This window comes from Gordonia polyisoprenivorans NBRC 16320 = JCM 10675 (assembly GCF_000241325.1).
Lineage (GTDB): Bacteria > Actinomycetota > Actinomycetes > Mycobacteriales > Mycobacteriaceae > Gordonia > Gordonia polyisoprenivorans.
In genome coordinates this window covers 1-21,405 of the sequence record NZ_BAEI01000085.1, presented here as the reverse complement: position 1 = coordinate 21,405, position 21,405 = coordinate 1, and the positions used below count along the sequence as shown (strand labels likewise).

Below are 21,405 nucleotides of genomic sequence, written 5' to 3'. Positions count from 1 at the left end.
GAAGCTCAGTCGTCGAACTCGTCGTCATCCTCCGTGTCGTCCTCGTGATCGAGTTCCTCACCGTCGTTGAGCACCGCCTCGATGCGTTCGCGTGCGCCGGCGAGGTGAGCCTCGCAGCGATCGGCGAGTGCCTCCCCGCGTTCCCACAGCGCGAGCGACGCGTCGAGGTCGAGGCCCCCTCGCTCGAGGGTCGCGACCACCTCGGCGAGTTCGTCGCGGGCTTGTTCGTATCCGAGTTCGTCGACCGGGGTGCGTCCGTCGTCGGAGGTGTCGGCCTTCTGTGAAGCCGAATTCTTGGCTGCCCGTTGGGGACTCACTGTTCCTCCTGCGCATGGTCGTCGGTCTCGTCGTGGTGGTGAGGGGAGTGCGCGGCCGATTCGATCGAGGTGACGTCGGCGTGAATCGATCCGTCGCCCAACCGGATTCGTAGCCGCGCCGACGTCGGCAGACCGTCCACGGAGTCGAGCACGTGCGGCGGGTCGGTGTCGACGCGCTGCACGACCGCGTAGCCGCGGGCCAGCGTCTGAGCAGGCCCCAGCGTCGCCAGCCGGGCCCCGAGATGTTCGGTGCGGCGGTCCTCGGTGTCGAGTCGGCCGATGAGGGTACGACGCAGATCGGCTCGCAGTCGGTCGACGCGTTCGTTGTGTCGGTCGAGCACGGTGAACGGATCGGCGAGCACCGGGCGGGCACGAAGGCCGGCGATCACCCGGTCCTCGCGGTGCACCCAGTTGCGCAGGGCGTGCGCGCTGCGGCGGCGCAGGGCGGCGATCCCGGCGAGTTCGGCCTCCACGTCGGGGACCACGCGTTTGGCCGCGTCGGTGGGGGTGGCGGCACGGATGTCGGCGACGAAGTCCAGGAGCGGATTGTCGGGTTCGTGGCCGATCGCGCTGATCACGGGCGTCGAACACGCGGCGACCGCCCGCAAAAGCGCCTCGTCGGAGAATGGCAACAGGTCCTCGACGCTGCCGCCGCCGCGGGCGATGATGATGACGTCGATGTCGGCGTGCGCGTCGAGCTCGCGAAGGTGGCCGATGATCCGCGGTACCGCCGTCGGGCCCTGCACCGGTGCATCGCGCACATCGAAGCGCACCGCCGACCACCGCGCCGAGGCCACCGACACCACGTCGCGTTGCGCGGCACTGGCGCGGCCGGAGATCAGGCCGATGGTGCGCGGTAGGAACGGGATCGGACGTTTCAGACGCGCGTCGAAGAGTCCCTCGGCGGCCAGCAGCTGCCGTAGCCGCTCGATGCGCAACAGCAGCTGACCCACGCCGATGGGGCGAATGTCGCTGACGCGCAACGAGATCGTGCCGCGGCCGGTGTAGTAGCTGGGACGACCGAGCATCACCACATGAGCCCCATCGGTGATCGGGACCTCGGTGCGGGCCAGCAGATCGGGGCTGCAGGTCACCGAGATGGAGATGTCGGCGGCCGGATCGCGCAGCGTCAGAAACGATGTGCGCGTACCGGGGCGGCGGCTGATCTGGGTGACCTGGCCCTCCACCCAGATCTGGCCGAGCCGGTGAATCCAGTCGGCGATCTTCGTGTTGACGGTGCGCACCGGCCACGGGTTGTCGGCCGAATTCGCCGAACCGCCACCGCTCACTTCGATGGCGTGCGCTTGTTCTCGGCCGCGGTGATCCGGTTGTCGATCATGGTGATGAACGGAGCGCGGTTGCGGTTGGCCTTCTCGTAGGCGAGCAACTCGGAGAGTTCGTCGACGCCGACCGACCTCAGCTTGGCACGCAGCTGGGCCAGGGTGAGGTTGTCGTATTCGGTGTATTCGACGACCTCGGGCACCGGACCGGTGGGCGCCGGGGTGTCACTGCCGGGGCCGGTGGTCGAGGAGGTGATGACCTCCTCGGGGGCCGATGAGTACAGCGCGAATCGCCCGGCGTTGGCGCGCGGGGCCGGCGACTCGGCGGGTGTGGACTCGGACGGCGCGGGCCCGGTGTCGTCGTCCGCAGCGGTGTCGTGCTCGTCATCGGTGGTGTCGGTGAGGCTCGCCCGCCCGGACTCGATCGGCACGACGGTATCGGCGACCTCGGCGTCATCCTCGTCGAACCGCGCCCACGCGGGTTCTTCGCTGGGGCGGTCGAAGATCATTTCCAGTGCGGTGTCGCCCTTGATGGCCAACTCGGCGATGCCCTGTTGGGCGCGCATCGCCAACTGCAGCGTCTCGCTGACCGCGGTCACCGGCAGGGTGAACAGCAGAGTCGGCAACTTGCGCGTCTCTTCGACGGCCGTGACGACGAGACCTGCGGCGATACGGGCCGGATAAGGAGCACGAACCATGGGTTCACTCTGCCATCTCGCGGCGAGTGGTCCAACACGTACCCTTGGGGACATGACTGAATCCAAGCGCATCCTGCTCGCCGAACCGCGGGGATATTGCGCCGGCGTGGATCGCGCCGTGGAGACCGTCGAGCGTGCACTCGACAAGCACGGTGCGCCCGTCTACGTCCGCAAGGAGATCGTGCACAACCGGCACGTCGTCGACACTCTCGCCGAGCGTGGCGCGATCTTCGTCGGCGAGACCGACGAGGTACCCGAAGGCGCCATCGTCGTGTTCTCCGCCCACGGCGTCTCCCCGGAGGTGCATCGCACCGCCGCGCAACGCAACCTCAAGACCATCGACGCCACGTGCCCGCTGGTCACCAAGGTGCATCAAGAGGCCAAGCGCTTCGCCCGCGATGACTACGACATCCTGCTCATCGGTCACGAGGGCCACGAGGAGGTCGAGGGCACCGCGGGGGAGGCGCCGGAGCACATCCAGCTCGTGGACGGTCCCGACGCCGTCGACACCGTGAGTGTGCGTGACGAATCGAAGGTCATCTGGCTCTCCCAGACCACGTTGTCGGTGGACGAGACGATGGAGACCGTGCGCCGCCTCCGTGAGAGATTCCCCGAGCTCAACGACCCGCCGAGCGACGACATCTGTTATGCGACCCAGAATCGTCAGGTCGCGGTCAAGGCGATGGCCCCGAAGTGCGACCTGGTGATCGTCGTCGGCTCGAAGAACTCGTCGAACTCGGTGCGGCTCGTCGAGGTGGCGCTGCAGAACGGCGCGTCGGCCTCCTACCTGGTCGACTATGCGCGGGAGATCGACCCGGCCTGGCTCGACGGCGTCGAGACCGTCGGCATCACCTCGGGTGCATCGGTGCCGGAGGTCCTGGTCCGTGGGGTCATCGACTTCCTGTCCGAGTACGGCTTCGATTCCGTAGAAAAGGTCACCACCGCCGAGGAAACGCTGACCTTCGCCCTGCCGCGTGAACTGCGGCCGGCTCGAACGGCCAAGTAACCCAACACCGGATCCGTCGTACCCGGATTCCGGTTAGTACTCGTCAGGGTCGAGTCGACGGACCCGACGATGAGGCAGTGAGAGCGCCAGAACCGCAACCACCACGGCCGCGGCGAGCCCCACGCCCACCAGCGCGACGTTGCGCGGGCTGTGATCGGGTGCCGGCGCCACCGCGGGAGCCGCGATCGCCGCAGGCACCTCGGGATCGGCGAGCGGTCCCTCGGGCAGCTCAGCGGTCAGCGCCGCGACGGTGTCGATGACCCCGTGACCGATCGCCTGATCGTGGCCCGGTCCCGGGGCGTGCGCGGTGCGGACGATACGGTCCATCACCTCACCCGCCGACAACCCCGGGTACCGTGCGCGGACCAATGCCACCGTGCCGGCGACGAACGGGGTGGAGAAGCTGGTGCCCAGCAACGGAAGCGGGCCCGAGTTGCTCCGCTGCGCGTTGACCAGCGACGAACTGCGGGGAGTGCTGTCGAGACTGATGATCCCGGTACCCGGTGCCGCGACATCGACCCACGGCCCGTGCAAGCTGAACGAGCTCGGCGCTCCGGTGCCGGCATCGACCGAGCCCACCGCGAGAACATAGGGCGAGAACCAGGCGGGACTGGCCACGGTCTGGACCGATCCCCACCCGTCGGGATCGCCGGGTAGCGGTGGCGGATTCTGTTCGGCACACGCCGACCCCTGCGACAGGTTGCCTGCAGCGACCACCACGACCACGTTGCGGTCGAAGGCGTAGCGGACCGCGGCGCCCAGCGAACGGTCGGCGGGCCGGGCACCCGCCGGGGAACACGCCACCTCGGAGATGTTGATGACCGTGGCACCGAGGTCGACGGCGCGGACCACCGCGTTGGCGAGGGTGGTCACCGACCCGTATCCGCCGCCGACCGCCGGGTCCGCGTCGTCGCGACGCCGGTCCTTGGCGTCGAAGGCGCTGCTGGACTGGCGAATCGAGATGATCGAGGCATCCGGTGCGACTCCGGAGAACGCGTCGTCAGGCGACGAGGCGGCCGCGATGAGCCCGGCCACCAGCGTGCCGTGCGCATCACAGTCGGCGAGTCCGTCGCCACCCGAGACGTAGTCGCCGCCGCCGCGCAATCGAGGCAGTCGGGGATGCGGCGTGACACCGGTGTCGATCACGGCGACGCGTTGTCCCGCTCCGCGCGAAAAGCGCCAGGCCTCTTCCAGATTCATCATCTGTTGAGCAGGAGAGGGCTGGCTCGCGGCGGTGACGGCGACGGGTCGCGCGCAGAGCGTGCGTTGTTCGGTGGGTTCGGGCGGCGCCACCGGGGCGGACCGGTTCAACGCCCCCGGATCGACCTGAGGCGGACTCAGCGCGAAGGCGGGCCCACCACCGGAGACGGCGACAAGCGTGGCGACGGCCAGTGCCATGGCGAGGCCGGTCGGGAAACGACGACGACGGACAACTCCGGACGCCGGTCGCCCAGCTCCGTGACGGACCACTAGATGTCCCGAACCGTCTGGTACAGATCGAGAATCCAGACGAGCAGCGGCACGATCACCACGATCAGGGCGTACTCGCCGAGCTCGGCGAGGCGTCGCATCACCGGCGAGAACTCATGTCCGGGTGCGAGCACACCGACCACGAGTGCGACAACGAGAGCTGTTGCCGCGACCACGAATCCGACGAACGGCCACCACCCGTCGACCGCGGTCAACGAACCGACGAGCGCAGCGAGGGTCAGCACCCCACCGCCGATCAGGACACACGCCTGCACGAGGTCGCTGTGTGAGCGGCCGCGCAGGCACAACACGACGGCCAGGATGACCGCCAGTGCCATCGACTTGGCGTCGACGCCGTTCCACGGGGTCGCGGTGATGACCGCGGCGGGGCCGATCACCGCGGTGGCACCGGCCACGATGCCCGTGAGATAGGCGTTCGCCAGATACGAACGACGTTCGAGCGCATCGGCTTTCGGAAGAGCCATCGCTCCGATCGCGCCGATGCCCTCGATGGTGGGGACAGGCTGGGCGTCGTCCGGATCGAGCGGCACACCAGCCGTCGGCACCGGCGGCAGCGGTAGTTTCGCCAACACGATCGTCAGCCGGGGCGCCATCGCGACGACGAGCAACGCCGCGGCCGCGCCGACGGCGGCGACATTGCGCGTCGAGCTGTCGATGAGCAGAGCGGCCAGCGAGATCGCACCACCGATCACCGAGGCGGTCAGCAGGGCGGCGTGCACCACCGCGCCGACCGCGCTCAGCCGATAGGACACGACGCAGACGAGCACCACCACCGCGAACCCCAGCGAGAGATGCGCGGAGCCGTAGGGTCCGGGAACGGTGAGCATGCCGGCCACGAACGCCGTCGGAGCGGCCGCGGCAGCCAGGACCGTCGCCGTGGTGTCGTCGCGATATCGATGGGCGACGATGGCCGATGCGGTGACCAACGCCAGCGTCATCGTCGCGGCCGGGATCGCCGGCCACCAGACATCGGCATGCCACCGCATCCCGGCCAGGGCCACCGCGCCGACGATGCCCGCCAGGATCGCCGCGGCGAATCCGATCACCCGGGCTCCCTGCGCCGACCAGTTGGCGAAGCGCGATTCGTTCAGGCGCGCAACGGCATCGACGACGTCGTCGAACAGTGCCGGCGAATCGTCGGTGCGCACCGAGGTGACCATCAGCAGGTCGCCGTCACGCACCCCGGAGTCGGCGAGCGAACGGTTCACGGGCAGCGGCGGCTGCCCGATGCGCGACAGGGTCCATCGTGACCGCCGATCGAGCACGTTGTCGCCGCTCGGATCCGGCTCGGTGTCGTCGGGGTCTCGCCGGCGCGGGCTGCGCGACTCGATCTGGGTGACGAGATCGCCGAGGAGCGCAGCCACCGGGACTGCAGCCGGAAGTGCGACGTCGAGCTGGGTGTTGCCGCCGAGCACCGACACCCGTACCAACGCGGGTTCGATCGACGGCGCCGACGCCCGCAGCGCACCGTTCTCGGCGGGTGCCGCTGGTCGGGTATCCACAGATGACATCTCGACGTTCCTCCCCCTTGATTCGCAGTTACCATAACCACACGTTCGGCTTTGGGTGAGATGTCCTATTCGTTCCGGTGGATAACACGGTGTACGGAACGTCTCGGTGAGTCGACGGGGGACAACGCGCGAGGGGCGAGGTAGAGGGGACGAGGGGGACAGGTGAGCACAACCGATGGTTTCGTGCGGCGGCCACGGATCACGCCACCACGTGCGCCCGGTGGTGAACTGAACATCCAGCCGCCCCCGGATGTGCCGCGGGTGGTTCCGGGCGGGATGTTGCTGAAGTTGCTGCCGGTGATCATGGTGGTCGCGGTCATCGGCATGTTGGCGATGATGTTCGCGACCGGGGGTCGCAACATCCTGACCAATCCGCTGTTCATGATGTTCCCCCTGATGATGCTGATGTCGATGTTTGGAATGTTCGCAGCGGGAGGTCGTGGGGGCGGCAAGAAGGCCGCCGAACTCAACGAGGAACGCAAGGACTACTTCCGCTACCTCGCCGGCCTGCGCACGCAGGTCGGCGACACCAGTGGTGCACAGCGTGCGGCGTTGGCCTGGAGCCATCCCGATCCGCGCAGCATTCCCGATCTGATCGGGACGCGCCGGATGTGGGAGCGGCGACCGGCCGACAACGATTTCGCGCATGTGCGGGTCGGTCTGGGTACGCAGCGATTGGCCACCCGTCTGGTGCCGCCGGAGACCGGGCCGCTGGAGGATCTCGAGCCGGTGTCGATGGTCGCGCTGCGGCGATTCGTCCGGACGCATTCGGTGGTGCACCGACTGCCGACCGCGGTGTCACTGCGGGGCTTTCCGGCCATCAACATCGAGGGTGTGCGTCAGGAGACCCGAGAACTGCTGCGCGCCATGGTCATCGAGTTGTGTGCCTTCCACGGGCCGGACCATCTCCGGGTGGCCGTGGTGACCGCCGACCCGGCCGGTGAGGCCTGGGACTGGGCGAAGTGGCTGCCGCACGTCGGGCATCCCTCGTTGGCCGATGCCGTCGGACCGATGCGGATGATCTTCCCGACATTGGCGGACCTGGAGACCGCGCTCGCCACCGAACTGGCCGACCGCGGCCGGTTCTCCCGGTCGGCGCCGCCGACTCCCGGTCGGGTGCACCTGGTGGTGATCATCGACGACGGCAGGGTGACCGGAGCCGAGCGGCTCGTCAACGACGCCGGGATGGAGGGCGTCACCGTACTCGATCTGACCGCACCACCCGACGGGCTCGCCGCCAGACGCGGACTGCAGCTGGTGGTCTCCGACGGCACGGTGTCGGCGAGAAGTGCCTATGGCACCGAGGATTTCGCGACGATGGATGCGTTGGGTATCGCCGAATGCGAGGCCATGGCCCGACGGCTGGCTCGCTATCGGTTGGCGACGGCGGCCTCCCTGGCCAGTCTCGATTCCGAGGCCACCGCCCTCGACCCCGGACTACCGGCGTTACTGGGCATCGACGATGTGTCCCGCTTCGATACGGCGGTGCACTGGCGAGGGCGCACCGGGCGTGACCGCTTGCGCGTTCCGATCGGCTACACACCATCGGGTGGGACAGTCGAACTCGACATCAAGGAGAGCGCGCACGGCGGCACCGGTCCGCACGGGTTGTGCATCGGCGCAACCGGTTCGGGAAAGTCGGAATTCCTGCGCACGCTCGTGGTGGCGATGCTGGCCACCCACTCACCCGCCGAGCTCAATCTGGTCCTCGTCGACTTCAAGGGCGGCGCCACCTTCCTCGGGCTCGAACGCAGCCCCCATGTGGCGGCCTTGATCACCAACCTCGAGCAGGAATTGGCGATGGTCGACCGGATGAAGGATGCGCTGTCGGGGGAATTGAATCGTCGTCAAGAAGTGTTGCGCGCGGCCGGGAACTTCGCCAACGTCACCGAATACGAACAGGCCCGCGCCGCCGGCGCTCCGTTGCAACCCCTGCCGGCATTGTTCATCGTCGTGGACGAGTTCTCCGAATTGCTGGCGCAGAAACCGGATTTCGCCGAACTGTTCGTCGCGATCGGACGGCTCGGGCGGTCGCTGCACATTCATCTGCTGCTTGCCTCCCAACGACTCGAGGAGGGCAAGTTGCGCGGTCTCGACAGCCACCTCTCGTATCGGATCGGTCTGAAGACGTTCTCGGCGAACGAATCCCGATCGGTACTCGGGGTTCCCGACGCGTACCATCTGCCCAGCGTGCCCGGTTCGGGATACCTCAAATGCGATGCGGGCGAGCCGATCAGGTTCAACACCTGCTACGTCTCGGGTCCGTATCAACCGCCCGCCGACGTGCGAGACACCGTGACCGGGGTCGGTGACGCGCCGGGGTTACGGGGTGCGATGAAGATGTTCACCGCCCTGCCCGTCCCGTTCGACGCCGCCGACGACGCCTCGGGCCTGGATACGACGGGGACGAATCGGGTGCCGCCCGCCGCGTCCGTTGGTGCCGGTGGCTCGGTGCTCGACCAGGCGGCCGCACTGCTGTCGGCGGTGCCGCCCGCCTCCTCACCCCCTTCCGTGCCGGCCCCCACTGCGTCCACCCCACCTGCGTCGACCCCACCTGCGTCCACCGCCACCTCCGACATCCCACCGGAGCCGGCGGGCGTGACCGCCGGAACCGTGAGCGTTCCGTCCCTGCTGCAGACCCTCGTCGGACGGATCGCCGGTGCCGGGCCCAGCGCCCACGAGGTCTGGCTGCCACCGCTCGACGAGTCGCCGACCGTCGACGGGTTGATCGGCGACCGCGACTTCTCGACACCGTCGGCACCCGGCGACCTGCGGGTACCGGTCGGCATCATCGACCGGCCCTTCGATCAGCGCCGTGACCAGCACGTCCTGGACCTGTCCGGTGCGGCAGGCAACGTCGCGGTCGTCGGCGGCCCCCAGACCGGCAAGTCGACCGCGGTACGCACGCTGATCGTCGCCGCGGCCGCCACCCACACCCCCGAACAGGTGCAGTTCTACTGTCTGGACTTCGGTGGGGGTTCCCTCGCCGGTATCGCGGGCCTGCCCCACGTGGGTTCGGTCGCGACCCGCGGCGACATGGACGCGGTGCGTCGCACGGTCGCCGAGGTGACCGCGGTGGTGCGGGCGCGGGAGTTGCGGTTCGCCCGTCTCGGTATCGAGTCGATGTCCGATTACCGTGCGCGGCGCCAGGACTGGATGCGGACCGGCCGCACCGGGCCCGACGATCCGCTCGCCGATGACCCGCACGGCGATGTGTTCCTGGTTCTCGACGGGGTCGGCGTGTTGCGCGGGGAGATGGAGTTCCTGGAAGAACAGATCGGGATCATCGTCTCCCAGGGGCTTTCCTACGGCGTCCACCTGATCGTGACGGCCACCCGCTGGGCCGAGGTCCGCCCGGCGATGCGGGACCTGATCGGCAGTCGACTCGAACTACGCCTCGGTGACGCCATGGATTCCGAGCTCGGACGCAAAGCGGCCTCGCAGGTGCCGCACAACCGGCCCGGCCGTGGACTCAGCCCCGACGGTATGCATCTGCTGGTGGCATTACCGCGCCTCGACGGCGACCCCTCGCCGGCGACATTGCCGATGGGCGGACAACTCGCCCTCGACACGATCTCGCTGGCCTACCCCGACCGGCGAGCACTACCGGTGCGCAAGCTCGGCACCGAGATCTCCGCGGCACGCGTTGCCGAGCTCGTCGCCGACGCCGAGATCGTCCTCGGTCCCCACCAGGTGGCCATCGGAGTGGGGGAGCTCGAACTCGCCCCGGTCATCCTGGATTTCGGTGTGCAGCCCCACTTCATGGCCTTCGCCGACGTCGAGCACGGCAAGAGCACACTCCTGAAAACGATCATCTCGGGTTTGGTCGGCGGGGCCACGCCGGATCAGGTGAAGATCGTGCTGATCGACTACCGCCGCACCATGCTCGGCATCATCACCGGTGATCATCTCGCCGGGTACGCAAGTTCGGGGGAGAACGCGACGAAGATGATGCACCAGCTCGCCGCGTACTTCACCAAACGCCTGCCACCCGACGACCTCACCGTCGATGCGCTCAAGGCACGCAGCTGGTGGTCGGGACCGGACGTGTACATCGTCGTCGACGACTACGACATGGTCGCCACCTCGTCGGGGAATCCGTTGCTGCCCTTGATCGATCTGGCATCCCACGCCCGCGACATCGGTATGCACATCGTGTTGGCGCGTCGCTCCGGCGGACTCGGGCGGGCGCTGTTCGACCCGGTGATCGGGCGACTCAAGGATCTCTCGTCGGACATGCTGCTGATGAGCGGTGACCGCGACGAGGGATACATCACCGGACGAACCCGCATGCAGCGGTTGGTGCCCGGCCGCGGTGAACTCGTGTCCCGCACCCGCACGCAGGAGATGATCCAGGTCGCCACCTCCGACCCGACCGGTCCGCACACCCCATGACGGGAATGCTGGCCACCGACCGGGCCATCCCGGGCGCCGCGACGACGACCTCGGCGAGACCGCTCGTGATCGATCTCGCCTACGGGCACACCACGATCGGTGCCGTCGGCGGCCCGGACGTCACCGACCTCCTCGAGGCCATCGATGCGGACGTCATCGTCGCAGGCGGGGTCCGGATCGGCGTCGAACAACGCTGGCGTGAGGTGTTCGCGCAGATGATCGGCGGGTACCGCGGGCCCCTGCTCATCGGCCATCCCAGCACCTGGGGTGCCATACGTAGAGGGGTGCTCACCCGGGCCGCGGGCTCGCTGCGCCCGGACATCACGCTGGTACCCCGGGCGATCCTCGTCGCCCGCAGCCATGCCGATGCGACGGTCAGCAGGTGCGCCGTCGTCGAGACCACCCACCGGCCCACGCACCACTGCGCACCGGTGCCGCCGCGCTGGGGCGTGCAGCGTCTGCGTCGCGGGGCCGCCGGCTGGGAGATCGAGGATTCCGCGGTGCTCCGCCCGGCCGGCTCGACGGCCGCCGACGCCGCGGCGGTCGAAGAGGCGATCGACGACGGCGTCGAGGCGGTCTACGTCGACGGTGACGATCCGGCGGAGGTGGGCCGGGCCGTCGACCTGATCCTCGACCACGCTGTGGCCGGCCGGGTCGTGTCGGTCGATCGCCGACTGATCGCCCGCTGGGGTTCTCGCGTCGCCCACCTCGAGCCGCTGGATTTCGGCGACCTCGAGGCGCGGGTGGCCGCATCGTCGGGGCGCCGGCGTGTGGAGCTGACGCGATGGCAGGTGCTCGGCGCGACATTGGCGGTCGCGATGCTTGTTGTCGGTGTCGTCGCCGCGGTGGCGTTGACCCGACACGACCGGCCACCTGCGCCCGCCGACCACCGCGTCACCCAGGGGCGGACGAGTCTGCTGATCCCGACCGACTGGCAGCAGGCCGAGCAGAGTGCGCCGAGTGGTGCGACGTCCTCGTCGGTGCAGTCGCGCATCGTGTTCGTCGCCCCCGAGGACGGTAGCCGCATCCTGCTGGTCCAGAGCACCGTGCGGGCGGGCTCGACGCCGTCGTCGGTGGCGCTGAGCCTGCGCAATCGGATCGCCCAGCGTGGCGACGACGTGGTCAGTGAGTTCTCCGCGTCGACCCGCTTCGCCGGGCGGGATGTGATCAGCTACCGCGAGGCCCCGGCATCGGGTGCGCCGATCCGCTGGTACGTGCTCGTCGAGCACGATCTACAGGTGAGTGTCGGATGCCAGGCCGGCACCGGCGGTGACTCCGTCGACGAACCATGCGCGCAGGCGGTGGCCTCGGCGCGCATCGCCCCGGCCTGACCTGCGGGTGCCGACGGGTACTCCGCCGGCGCGGATGAAGCGTGTTTTGACCCTGACCTGGGCTCTCGCGTAGCCTGGATCGCTGGTACGTGGCACCTTCTCGTCGTGCTCATCGAGCGCGGTGCGAGGAGGTAGTCGAGGCCCGGGTCCCCACTGGTCGCCGGAACATCCTCTGCCGTCGTGCCCGACCAGCATCCATGACAAGAGTTGAAGGACCAACTGTGCCTACCTACACCCCGAAGGCCGGTGACATCACCCACGCGTGGCATGTCATCGACGCCACCGACGTGGTGCTCGGCCGGCTGGCCGTGCAGAGCGCGAACCTGCTCCGCGGCAAGCACAAGCCGACCTACGCCCCGCATGTCGACGGTGGCGATTTCGTCATCATCATCAACGCCGAGAAGGTCGCGCTGACCAGCAACAAGGCCGAGCGCAAGCTGAACTACCGGCACTCCGGGCATCCCGGTGGCCTCAAGGTCCAGACGACTGCCGAGTTGCTCGAGAGCCACCCCGAGCGCGTGGTCGAGAAGGCCATCACCGGCATGCTGCCGCACACCAAGCTCGGCCGCGCCATGGCGTCCAAGCTGAAGGTCTACGCCGGCCCGAATCACCCCCACGCGGCCCAGCGCCCCGTCCCCTTCGAGATCAAGCAGGTGGCCCAGTGAGCAACGAGAACATTTCCGACGAGGCCGTCGAGGCCGCCGTGGAGAACGCTGCCGAGGTCCAGGCTGCCGCCGGTGACGACACCGCAGCTGCCGAGAGCGCCGTCGAAGCCGCCGTCGAGGCTGTCGAGTCGGTCGAGCAGGCTGCCGACGACTACGACGCCGATGCCGTCGCCGAGCCCGCCTTCGATCGTGGCCCGGTCGTCATCGACCGCCCGATCCAGACCGTCGGTCGCCGCAAGGAGGCCGTGGTCCGTGTTCGCCTGGTGCCCGGCTCCGGTCAGTTCCACCTCAACGGCCGCACCATCGAGGAGTACTTCCCGAACAAGGTGCACCAGCAGCTGATCAAGGCCCCGCTGGTCACCGTAGAGCGCACCGAGTCGTTCGACATCTACGCCAAGCTCGTCGGTGGCGGCCCCTCGGGCCAGGCCGGCGCGCTGCGTCTGGCGATCGCCCGTGCCCTCATCGAGGTCACCCCGGAGGATCGTCCGGCCCTGAAGAAGGCCGGCTTCCTCACGCGCGACCCGCGTGCGGTCGAGCGCAAGAAGTACGGCCTGAAGAAGGCCCGCAAGGCGTCGCAGTACTCCAAGCGCTGACTTGGCACGCCTTTTCGGAACCGACGGCGTCCGAGGCCTGGCCAACGCCGAGCTCACCACCGAGCTCGCGTTGCGCCTGGCCTCGGCCGCCGCGTTCGTTCTCGGTACCGGCCCCCGACCCCGCGCGGTCGTCGGCCGGGATCCGCGCGCCTCGGGCGAAATGCTGGAGGCCGCGGTCTGCGCCGGGCTGGCCGCCTCGGGTGTCGATGCGATCCGCGTCGGCGTCCTGCCCACCCCGGCCATCGCCTTTCTCACCGCCGACTACGGCGCAGCGTTCGGCGTGATGATCTCGGCGTCGCACAATGCGATGCCCGACAACGGGATCAAGTTCTTCGGCGCCGGTGGCCACAAACTCGACGACGAGATCGAGGACCGTATCGCCGCGGCGATGGACACCGAGTTGCCCCGTCCCACCGGTGCCGGCGTCGGCCGACTGTCCGACGCGCCCGATGCGTCGCAGCGTTATGCCCGGCATCTGGCCGAGGCGATCGATGTGCGACTCGACTCGCTGACCGTAGTGGTCGACTGCGCCAACGGCGCAGCGTCACTCATCGCCCCGCAGGTCTACGCCGCCGCGGGGGCCACGGTCATCCCCATTCACGCCGACCCCGACGGCATCAACATCAACGAGGACTGCGGCTCGACCCACATGGGGAAGTTGCAGGCCGCGGTACTCGAACACGGCGCCGACCTCGGGTTGGCCCACGACGGTGACGCCGATCGGTGTCTCGCGGTCGATTCCACCGGCCAGATCGTCGACGGCGACCACATCATGGCGATTCTCGCAGCCGCGCTGCACCGCCACGGACGCCTGCACGAGGGCGTGCTCGTCGCCACGGTGATGAGCAACCTCGGCCTGCACATCGCGATGCGGGAAGCGGGAATCACGTTGCGCACCACCGCTGTCGGCGACCGCTACGTCCTCGAGGAACTCCGCCGCGGTGGCTTCTCGCTCGGCGGCGAACAATCCGGGCACATCGTCGTCCCGGCCTCGGGCACCACAGGCGACGGCATCCTCACCGGTCTGCTGCTGATGGCGGAGATGGTCGAGAGCTCCTCGCGACTGGCCGATCTCGCGGCCGTCATGACGGTGTTGCCGCAGGAACTGATCAACGTGCGCGTCACCGACAAGCATGCGGTCGCCACCGCGGCGGCCGTCACCGAGGCGGTCTCGGCCGCAGCGGCCGAGCTCGGTGACGGAGGTCGAATCCTGTTGCGCCCGTCCGGAACCGAGCAGTTGGTTCGCGTGATGGTGGAGGCACCGACCCCGGATCTGGCACACACGATCGCCGCGCGCGTCGCCGACGTCGTCGAGACCGCCGGCGCGTGACGCACACACGGTCATGAGCGGTGTCCCGAAGGCTGTCCTGTTCGATTTCTCGGGCACGCTCTTCCGCTTCGAGGCACGTGACGAGTGGTTCGCCGACCTCCACGACCAGCAGGGCCGGCCGCTGCACGTCGACGCGCAGGCCGAGTTGGTGCGCCGGATGACCCAGCCGGTCGGATTGCCCGCCGACATCATCGACGACGACCGGATCGCCTGGGAGCAGCGAGATCTCGATCCCGTCCAACATCGGCGCGCGTATCTGGCGATGCTGCGCACTTCTGGGCTCACCGTGCCCGGCCAGGCGGAATCGCTGTACGAACGGGTACTCGACCCGCACTCGTGGGTACCCTTCCTCGACACCGCGGCGGTCTTGACCGCGCTGTCCGCCCGGCGGATTCCCGTGGGCGTCGTCAGCAACATCGCCTTCGATCTCCGAAAAGTCTTGGCGCTGCACGACCTCGCCGACACCGTCGGCGCGTACGCGCTGTCCTACGAGGTCGGTGCGATCAAACCCAATCCCCGGATCTTCCATGCCGCGCTCGATGCGCTCGGCGTGGCGGGCTATGACTGCCTGATGGTCGGGGACAGCGAGGAGGCCGACGGCGGAGCCCGCCGGATCGGCGCCGCCTTCGAACTCGTGCACGACCTCCCGCCGGAGCAGCGGCCCACCGCGCTCGGCGACGCCGTCCGCGCGCACGGCATCGACCTCTGACGGTGCGACCGGCCCGGAGAAGAAAGCCGCGCACGTCGGCGCCCGATACGTGAGACTTGGGTCAGTTGGGTGAAACCTGGCGTGAGGGGAACCACGGGGACGTCGCGTGCGTCCAACCTCACGGTGGACATCTCGAGGCGAGTGATGATGGGCAGGGGAGGGAGTCGGTATGAAGCACGAGGCAGCCTCATCCGAGGAGGCGACCGGGGTGACGTCGAGGGCCGGGGTGTCGGTGGAAACCGACGAGGTGCTCGCCGTCGCCGACTTCTATCGCAAGACCTCGCAGGTACTCGCGGTGGCCGCGGGCGACCTCGACGAGCACCGATTCGGCACCTGGGCCGCCGACGATGACGACCACGCCCGGCTCGCCGGCCGCTTCACCGAGATCAGCCGGGTGCTGACCGGACGATTGCGTGATCAGTCGGAGTCGGCCGCGGCGCTCGCAGAGCTCCTGACGCGCGGACTCGCCGCGATCGATGCCGCCGACGACGAGGCGGCGCGAGGTGTGTCCGCCGCGGTGGCGGGAGCTGATTCGGATGGCTGATCCGTCGGAAACACTTGTCGCGCTACGTGATCGGGCGATCGCGGGCGTCGAGGACCTGATCTCGGTGCTCGGTGCCGGCCGCGTCGTCGGGGTGGCCGTCCCCGCCGACGATGAACTCCGGGCAGTACTGGCGCGGACCGGACGGCTCGACATCCCCGGGCTGGCCGCCGACGCACGCCGGCTGGCCGCCGTGCACCGGGTCGTCGCCGACCAGATGCACCGGCTGCCCGAGCAGCAGATACGTCTCGACCACGGCTGGTCGTCAGGTGCCGGAGCCGTTGCCGTCGGCCTGGTGATCGAACACCAACGCCGCGCCGAGGCCGATCTGGCGGTGGTCCGCTCCGTGGCGGAGGCGACGAGCGCCGCAGCGGCGGGAATCGATCAGATCCTGCGTACCTGGTATCGCACGGTGGCCCGGCTGTCATCGCCGCTGGTCGCAGGCGTGCCATTGCCCGAGCTACCCGCGGCGGTGCTGACCGGTCGTGTCCCGCCCGCTGTGGTCGCCGCCGACATCACCTCCCGGATCGCGCTGCTGACCACGACCGCACACGCCACTCAAAGCGGTGTGCAGGCAATTCTGTCGATCCTTACCCGATCCGCCGACGAGTGGGATCTGACTCAACGCACCGAGGCACCGGCGCGGGTGCGCGTGCCGGATGGTGACGGCGGTTCACCGGACGAGCGAGGCGATGTCCCCGTCGAGGGCAAGGTACCGACGCCCGACGCCGCGCGACCCGTGGCCGCCGGACAACCCGCGCACGTCACGGTGACCGACGGATCGCCCGCCGTCGAACCGAAGTCGAGTCCGGCCCCGGACGGCCCCGACGTACCGTTCACACTCACCGCGGAGGAGGCGGGCACTGGTCAGACCGGCTCGAGTATCCAGCCGGCCCCGAGACCCGAGCCGGCGCCGGCAGCCGAATCGCCTTCGACACCCCTAGCGGACCCAACACCCCAGTCGGCCCCGGCACCTGCGCCGAGTCCCGGAACCCAGCGGGCCCCGGCGTCGGATCTGGCTCTGGCAGGTGATCAATGAACGCGGCCGAGCAGATCGAACACCTCACCCGATCGACGATCGGGAGCCTGACCGCCGCGTCCCGCGAGTTCAGCGAGACGCAGCAGGTGCTGGTGGCCCGACTCGACGATCACCAGCACGCACACCGCACCGAGGTGTCGCAACTGCGCACCGACCTGCAGACCGCGGCCGATGCCGCCGACAACGCCACGCCGCGGATCCTGCTGCCCGCCGACATCGCCGAGGCCAGTCCCCACGGCGCGGCCGCAACCGAATAGGCTGTTTCCCGTGTCCGGCAAGAAGCGATCCAGCAAGCCGTCCAAGCCCCCTGCCAAGCAGTTCAAGGCGTTGACGAGGCGCGGTCCGCACCGTGTGCTCGCGGGCAATCTGGGCATCGTCGGAATCGAGGGGCGGGTGTTCACGCCCGCCGAGGGCACCCGGTTACCGGCCATCGCGTTCGGCCACACCTGGCTGTCCGGCGGCAACCGATACCGGGACCTGGCCTACCACCTGGCCTCGTGGGGTTTCGTCGTCGCACTCCCACAGGGGCAGCGCGGACTGATGCCCTCGGATGTGGGACTTGCCGCCGAGATGCGTTCGGCACTCGGTGTGGTCTGCAGTGCGCCCCTCGGCGACGGCGGGATCACCGTCGACGCAGCGAAGGTCGGGTTCGCCGGACACGGCTTCGGCGCCGCGGCCGCGGTGCTCGCCGCCTCCGACGAGCTGTTGCTGGGTCAGGAACCGGTGCCGACGTCGGGTGTGGTGGCGATCTTCCCCGCCCCGACGACCGCATTGCTGCCGGCCGCCGCGCCACGCGTCACCGCGCCCGGGCTCATCCTGGCCGCCGGGACCGAACTCGACACCTTCGACGCCAATGCCCGTCCGCTCGCGCGCGTGTACGGCGGTGATGTGGTGTTGCGCACTCTGCCTGCCGCAACCAGTCGCGGGCTTCTCGAACGCCGCACCTGGAAGACGATCCTCGGGGCGAACGGGGCCGACAAGACCACACATCGGCAGGTCCGCGCACTGATGACGGGATTCCTCCTGCACACCGTTGCCGGCGACACCGACTATGCCGGGTTCGGTGACCCGCAGGCCGTCATCGGCAAGAGTCTGGTTGTCGACCCCTCCGACGAGCCCGAACACGAGTTGGATCACATCTCTCGTCTGCTCGGCGCCAAGCCCCGCGAACAGCGTGGCCGGATCGCCCGCAGAATCCCGGTACCCTGACCTTCTATGTGTGGAATCGTCGGATATGTGGGAGGGCGTGACGCCCTCGACATCGTGGTCGAAGCGCTGCGGCGGATGGAGTATCGCGGCTACGACTCGGCGGGTGTGGCAATTCTCGACGGCCACGGGCATACCGCGATCGAGAAGAAGGCCGGACGGCTGGAGAACCTCGACAAGGTGATCGCCGGCGTCGGGCGGGAGAAGCTGTCGGGCACCACCGGGATGGGCCACACCAGGTGGGCGACCCATGGTCAGCCGACCGACCGCAACGCGCACCCGCACGCGAGCACCGACGGCAAGCTCGCCGTGGTGCACAACGGCATCATCGAGAACTACGCGCCGCTGCGTGACGAACTCGAGGCCGACGGTATCGAGTTCACCTCCGACACCGACACCGAGACCGCGGTCCATCTCGTCGAACGCGAGTATGTGAACGGCCCCGACGCCGGTGACTTCGTGGCGAGTGCCTACCGCGCCCTGCGCCGTCTCGAAGGTGCGTTCACGCTGGTGTTCACCCACTCCGATCATCCGGGCACGATCGTGGCGGCACGCCGCTCGACCCCGCTCGTGGTGGGCGTGGGTGTCGGCGAGATGTTCGTCGCATCCGACGTGACGGCGTTCATCGAGCACACCCGCGAAGCGGTGGAGCTCGGCCAGGACGAGGTCGTGGTGATCACCGCCGACAGCTACGCCATCACCGACTTCGACCAGAATCCCCGGGCGGGTAAACCGTTCCACATCGACTGGGACCTCGCCGCCGCCGAGAAGGGCGGCTACGACTTCTTCATGCTCAAGGAGATCGCCGAGCAGCCCGCCGCGCTGGCCGATACCCTCCTCGGCCATCTCGAGGAGGGCCGCATCGTCCTCGACGAGCAACGCCTCACCGATCAGGACCTGCGTGACGTCGACAAGGTCTTCGTCGTGGCCTGCGGCACGGCCTACCACGCCGGGATGCTGGCCAAGTACGCGATCGAGCACTGGACGCGACTGCCCGTCGAGGTCGAACTCGCCAGCGAGTTCCGTTATCGGGACCCGGTGCTGGATCGCTCGACGCTGGTCGTGGCGATCTCGCAGTCCGGCGAAACCGCCGACACCCTCGAGGCCGTCCGGCACGCCAAGGACCAGAAGGCCCGGGTGTTGGCGATCTGCAACACCAACGGCGCGCAGATCCCGCGCGAGTCCGACGCCGTGCTCTACACCCACGCCGGACCAGAGATCGGGGTGGCCTCCACCAAGTGTTTCCTCGCCCAGATCGCGGCGGCCTACATGGTCGGCCTGGCTCTGGCCCAGGCTCGCGGGACCAAGTACGCCGACGAGGTCGCCCGCGAGTTTGCGGCGATGGAGCACATGATCGAGGCGGTCCGTGACGTCCTGGGCACGATGGAACCGGTGCGCGAGCTCGCTCACTCGCTGGCCCATCACAACACTGTGCTGTTCATCGGCCGTCACGTCGGGTATCCGGTGGCGCTCGAGGGTGCGCTGAAACTCAAGGAACTCGCGTACATGCACGCGGAGGGTTTCGCGGCCGGCGAGCTCAAACACGGCCCGATCGCACTCATCGAGGACGGCTTGCCGGTGATCGTCGTGATGCCCTCACCCGACGGTCGTGCGGTCCTGCATTCGAAGATGGTCTCCAACATCCGGGAGATCCAGGCCCGCGGGGCAGTCACCATCGTGATCGCCGAGGACGACGACGCATCGGCGAAATCCGTTGCCGATCACTTCATCCCGATCCCCAAGACGCCGACGCTGTTGCAGCCGCTGGTGTCGACGGTGCCGTTGCAGGTGTTCGCCGCCAGTGTCGCGCAGGCCCGTGGCTACGACGTCGACAAGCCTCGCAACCTGGCCAAGTCGGTCACGGTCGAGTAGGTCCGGGACGCGCCCATGCCGGTCAGTCACTTCACCGCCGAGGAGGTCCGGGCCGCCGAGCGCGCCACCGGGCACCTACTGACCGACGGCACCCTGATGCGCCGCGCCTCGCACGGCGTCGCGCAGGTTGTCATCGGCGAATTCGCTTCTACGGGCGGATGTTACGGACGCCGGGTGGGGCTCGTGGTGGGTGCCGGTGACAACGGTGGCGACGCCCTGTTCGCCGGGGCGGAGCTCGCTCGCCGTGGTGTCGACGTGACCGCCGTACTCCTTGCCCCCGACAAGGCGCACCCGGCCGGATTGGCCGCGCTGCGACATCGCGGTGGGCGTGTCGTCGCGGCACTGCCCGCCGATCTCGACGCCGTCATCGACGGTGTGGTGGGCATCGGTGGGCGAGGTCCGTTGCGCGACAACGCCGCCGAGGTGTTCGCGGCGCTCGACCCGAGTGTGACCGTCGTCGCGGTCGACCTGCCCTCCGGCGTGGACGCCGACACCGGCGAGGTCCATCACCCGGCGGTGCGCGCCGATGTCACCGTCACCTTCGGCGTGCTGCGTCACGCGCACCTGCTCGCCGGACCGCAGTGCGGGCGCATCCACGTGGTGGACATCGGGCTGTCGGGAACCATCGGCCGGCAGGGCGGTCCCTTCCTGTGCTCGTTGTCGGACACCGAGATCGCCGAGGCATGGCCGATTCCGGGCGCCCACGACGACAAGTACACCCAAGGGGTCGTCGGCGTGATCGCCGGCTCGCACCGCTATCCCGGCGCGGCCATCCTCGCCTCGGGCGCCGCCGTCACCGCCACGTCGGGCATGACCCGCTACGTCGGTTCCGCGCACGCCGAAGTCGTCGAACATTTCCCGGAAGTGGTTGCGGTGCCGGATCTCTCCGATGCGGGCCGGGTACAGGCGTGGGTGATCGGGCCCGGAGCGGGCACCGACGCCGCCGCACTCGAGGTGCTGCGCACCGTGCTGGGCACCGATCTGCCCGTGCTCGTCGACGCCGACGCGCTCACCCTCGTCGCCGACCACCACGATCTCGTCGTCGGCCGTGACGCGCCGACACTGCTCACCCCGCACGCCGGCGAATTCGCCCGTCTCACCGGCGAACCGGTCGGCCCGGACCGGCTCGGCGCGGTCTCGTCGCTGGCCCGGCGGTGGGGGGTGACCGTACTCCTCAAGGGACGTATCACTCTCGTCGCCGAATCCGACGGCGTCGTTCATGGGAACGATGCCGGATCGTCGTGGGCGGCCACCGCCGGCGCGGGAGACGTGCTCTCGGGGATCGCCGGAGCACTGCTCGCGGCCGGGCTCCCGCCGATCTGGGCCGGTGCCGCCGCCGCCCGGGTCCACGCGCGCGCCGCCGCGCTGGCGGCGCGCGGCGCCCCCATCGGCGCGTCGGCTCTCCTCGGCGCACTCCGGCC

18 protein-coding genes are annotated in these 21,405 nt (G+C 69.1%); 13 read left to right on the top strand and 5 right to left on the bottom strand.

All coding sequences use genetic code 11. The features are described 5' to 3' along the window. Window positions 1-5: 5 nt before the first annotated feature. Genes GOPIP_RS23050 through GOPIP_RS23040 form a run of 3 tightly spaced genes read right to left on the bottom strand, consistent with a single transcriptional unit; the run spans window position 6 to window position 2,295 of the window. Window positions 6-317 (bottom strand): exodeoxyribonuclease VII small subunit, encoded by a 312-nt coding sequence (locus GOPIP_RS23050; protein ID WP_006372240.1) that lies wholly within the window; start codon window positions 315-317, stop codon window positions 6-8. Then, the gene (gene xseA / locus GOPIP_RS23045; RefSeq protein ID WP_006372239.1) at window positions 314-1,606 is read right to left on the bottom strand and encodes an exodeoxyribonuclease VII large subunit; all 1,293 of its coding nucleotides are present in this window, start codon (window positions 1,604-1,606) and stop codon (window positions 314-316) included. Before xseA ends, GOPIP_RS23050 begins: the two co-directional genes overlap by 4 nt. Continuing rightward, complete coding sequence (locus GOPIP_RS23040; protein WP_006372238.1) at window positions 1,603-2,295, bottom strand: lipid droplet-associated protein; 693 nt, start codon at window positions 2,293-2,295, stop codon at window positions 1,603-1,605. Before GOPIP_RS23040 ends, xseA begins: the two co-directional genes overlap by 4 nt. 52 nt (window positions 2,296-2,347) lie before the next feature. On the opposite strand from GOPIP_RS23040, the gene GOPIP_RS23035 reads away from it, so the two are divergent. Further along, on the top strand, window positions 2,348-3,301 hold the full coding sequence (locus GOPIP_RS23035) for a 4-hydroxy-3-methylbut-2-enyl diphosphate reductase (protein ID WP_014359464.1): 954 nt from the start codon (window positions 2,348-2,350) through the stop codon (window positions 3,299-3,301). A gap of 33 nt (window positions 3,302-3,334) precedes the next feature. Here the strand turns inward: GOPIP_RS23035 and mycP are convergent, their stop codons facing one another. Both mycP and eccD read right to left on the bottom strand, forming a co-directional pair. After that, on the bottom strand, window positions 3,335-4,699 hold the full coding sequence (gene mycP, locus GOPIP_RS23030; RefSeq protein ID WP_006372236.1) for a type VII secretion-associated serine protease mycosin: 1,365 nt from the start codon (window positions 4,697-4,699) through the stop codon (window positions 3,335-3,337). A gap of 71 nt (window positions 4,700-4,770) precedes the next feature. Next, window positions 4,771-6,303, bottom strand: a complete 1,533-nt coding sequence (eccD, locus tag GOPIP_RS23025) for a type VII secretion integral membrane protein EccD (protein ID WP_006372235.1) — start codon at window positions 6,301-6,303, stop codon at window positions 4,771-4,773. A gap of 162 nt (window positions 6,304-6,465) precedes the next feature. Between eccD and GOPIP_RS23020 the strand changes: the two genes are divergently transcribed. From GOPIP_RS23020 to GOPIP_RS22965, 12 genes are all read left to right on the top strand, one after another. Beyond that, complete coding sequence (locus GOPIP_RS23020; RefSeq protein WP_020171754.1) at window positions 6,466-10,698, top strand: type VII secretion protein EccC; 4,233 nt, start codon at window positions 6,466-6,468, stop codon at window positions 10,696-10,698. Between the two features lie 5 nt (window positions 10,699-10,703). Beyond that, window positions 10,704-12,029, top strand: coding sequence for a type VII secretion-associated protein (locus tag GOPIP_RS23015; protein WP_006372233.1), 1,326 nt, complete (start codon window positions 10,704-10,706; stop codon window positions 12,027-12,029). A 221-nt stretch (window positions 12,030-12,250) separates the two neighbouring features. Next, the gene (rplM, locus tag GOPIP_RS23010) at window positions 12,251-12,694 is read left to right on the top strand and encodes a 50S ribosomal protein L13 (RefSeq protein WP_006372232.1); all 444 of its coding nucleotides are present in this window, start codon (window positions 12,251-12,253) and stop codon (window positions 12,692-12,694) included. After that, entirely contained in the window at window positions 12,691-13,287 is a 597-nt protein-coding gene (gene rpsI, locus GOPIP_RS23005) for a 30S ribosomal protein S9 (RefSeq protein WP_006372231.1), read from the top strand. Before rplM ends, rpsI begins: the two co-directional genes overlap by 4 nt. A 1-nt stretch (window position 13,288) precedes the next feature. Next, window positions 13,289-14,617, top strand: a complete 1,329-nt coding sequence (glmM, locus tag GOPIP_RS23000) for a phosphoglucosamine mutase (RefSeq protein ID WP_006372230.1) — start codon at window positions 13,289-13,291, stop codon at window positions 14,615-14,617. A gap of 13 nt (window positions 14,618-14,630) precedes the next feature. Beyond that, window positions 14,631-15,326 (top strand): HAD family hydrolase, encoded by a 696-nt coding sequence (locus GOPIP_RS22995; RefSeq protein WP_006372229.1) that lies wholly within the window; start codon window positions 14,631-14,633, stop codon window positions 15,324-15,326. 169 nt (window positions 15,327-15,495) lie between these two features. Then, on the top strand, window positions 15,496-15,870 hold the full coding sequence (locus tag GOPIP_RS22990) for a hypothetical protein (protein WP_006372228.1): 375 nt from the start codon (window positions 15,496-15,498) through the stop codon (window positions 15,868-15,870). After that, window positions 15,863-16,906 carry a hypothetical protein gene (locus tag GOPIP_RS22985; protein ID WP_006372227.1) on the top strand — a complete coding sequence of 348 codons (1,044 nt, stop codon included), beginning with the start codon at window positions 15,863-15,865 and terminating at the stop codon, window positions 16,904-16,906. The genes GOPIP_RS22990 and GOPIP_RS22985 overlap by 8 nt, the downstream gene beginning before the upstream one ends. Beyond that, window positions 16,903-17,163 carry a hypothetical protein gene (locus GOPIP_RS22980; RefSeq protein WP_006372226.1) on the top strand — a complete coding sequence of 87 codons (261 nt, stop codon included), beginning with the start codon at window positions 16,903-16,905 and terminating at the stop codon, window positions 17,161-17,163. Before GOPIP_RS22985 ends, GOPIP_RS22980 begins: the two co-directional genes overlap by 4 nt. Window positions 17,164-17,173: 10 nt before the next feature. Further along, entirely contained in the window at window positions 17,174-18,115 is a 942-nt protein-coding gene (locus GOPIP_RS22975) for a dienelactone hydrolase family protein (protein ID WP_006372225.1), read from the top strand. A gap of 6 nt (window positions 18,116-18,121) precedes the next feature. Beyond that, window positions 18,122-19,984, top strand: a complete 1,863-nt coding sequence (glmS, locus tag GOPIP_RS22970; protein ID WP_006372224.1) for a glutamine--fructose-6-phosphate transaminase (isomerizing) — start codon at window positions 18,122-18,124, stop codon at window positions 19,982-19,984. 15 nt (window positions 19,985-19,999) lie between these two features. Beyond that, window positions 20,000-21,405, top strand: a 1,406-nt coding sequence (locus tag GOPIP_RS22965) for a bifunctional ADP-dependent NAD(P)H-hydrate dehydratase/NAD(P)H-hydrate epimerase (protein WP_006372223.1), incomplete at its 3' end; no start/stop codon positions are given.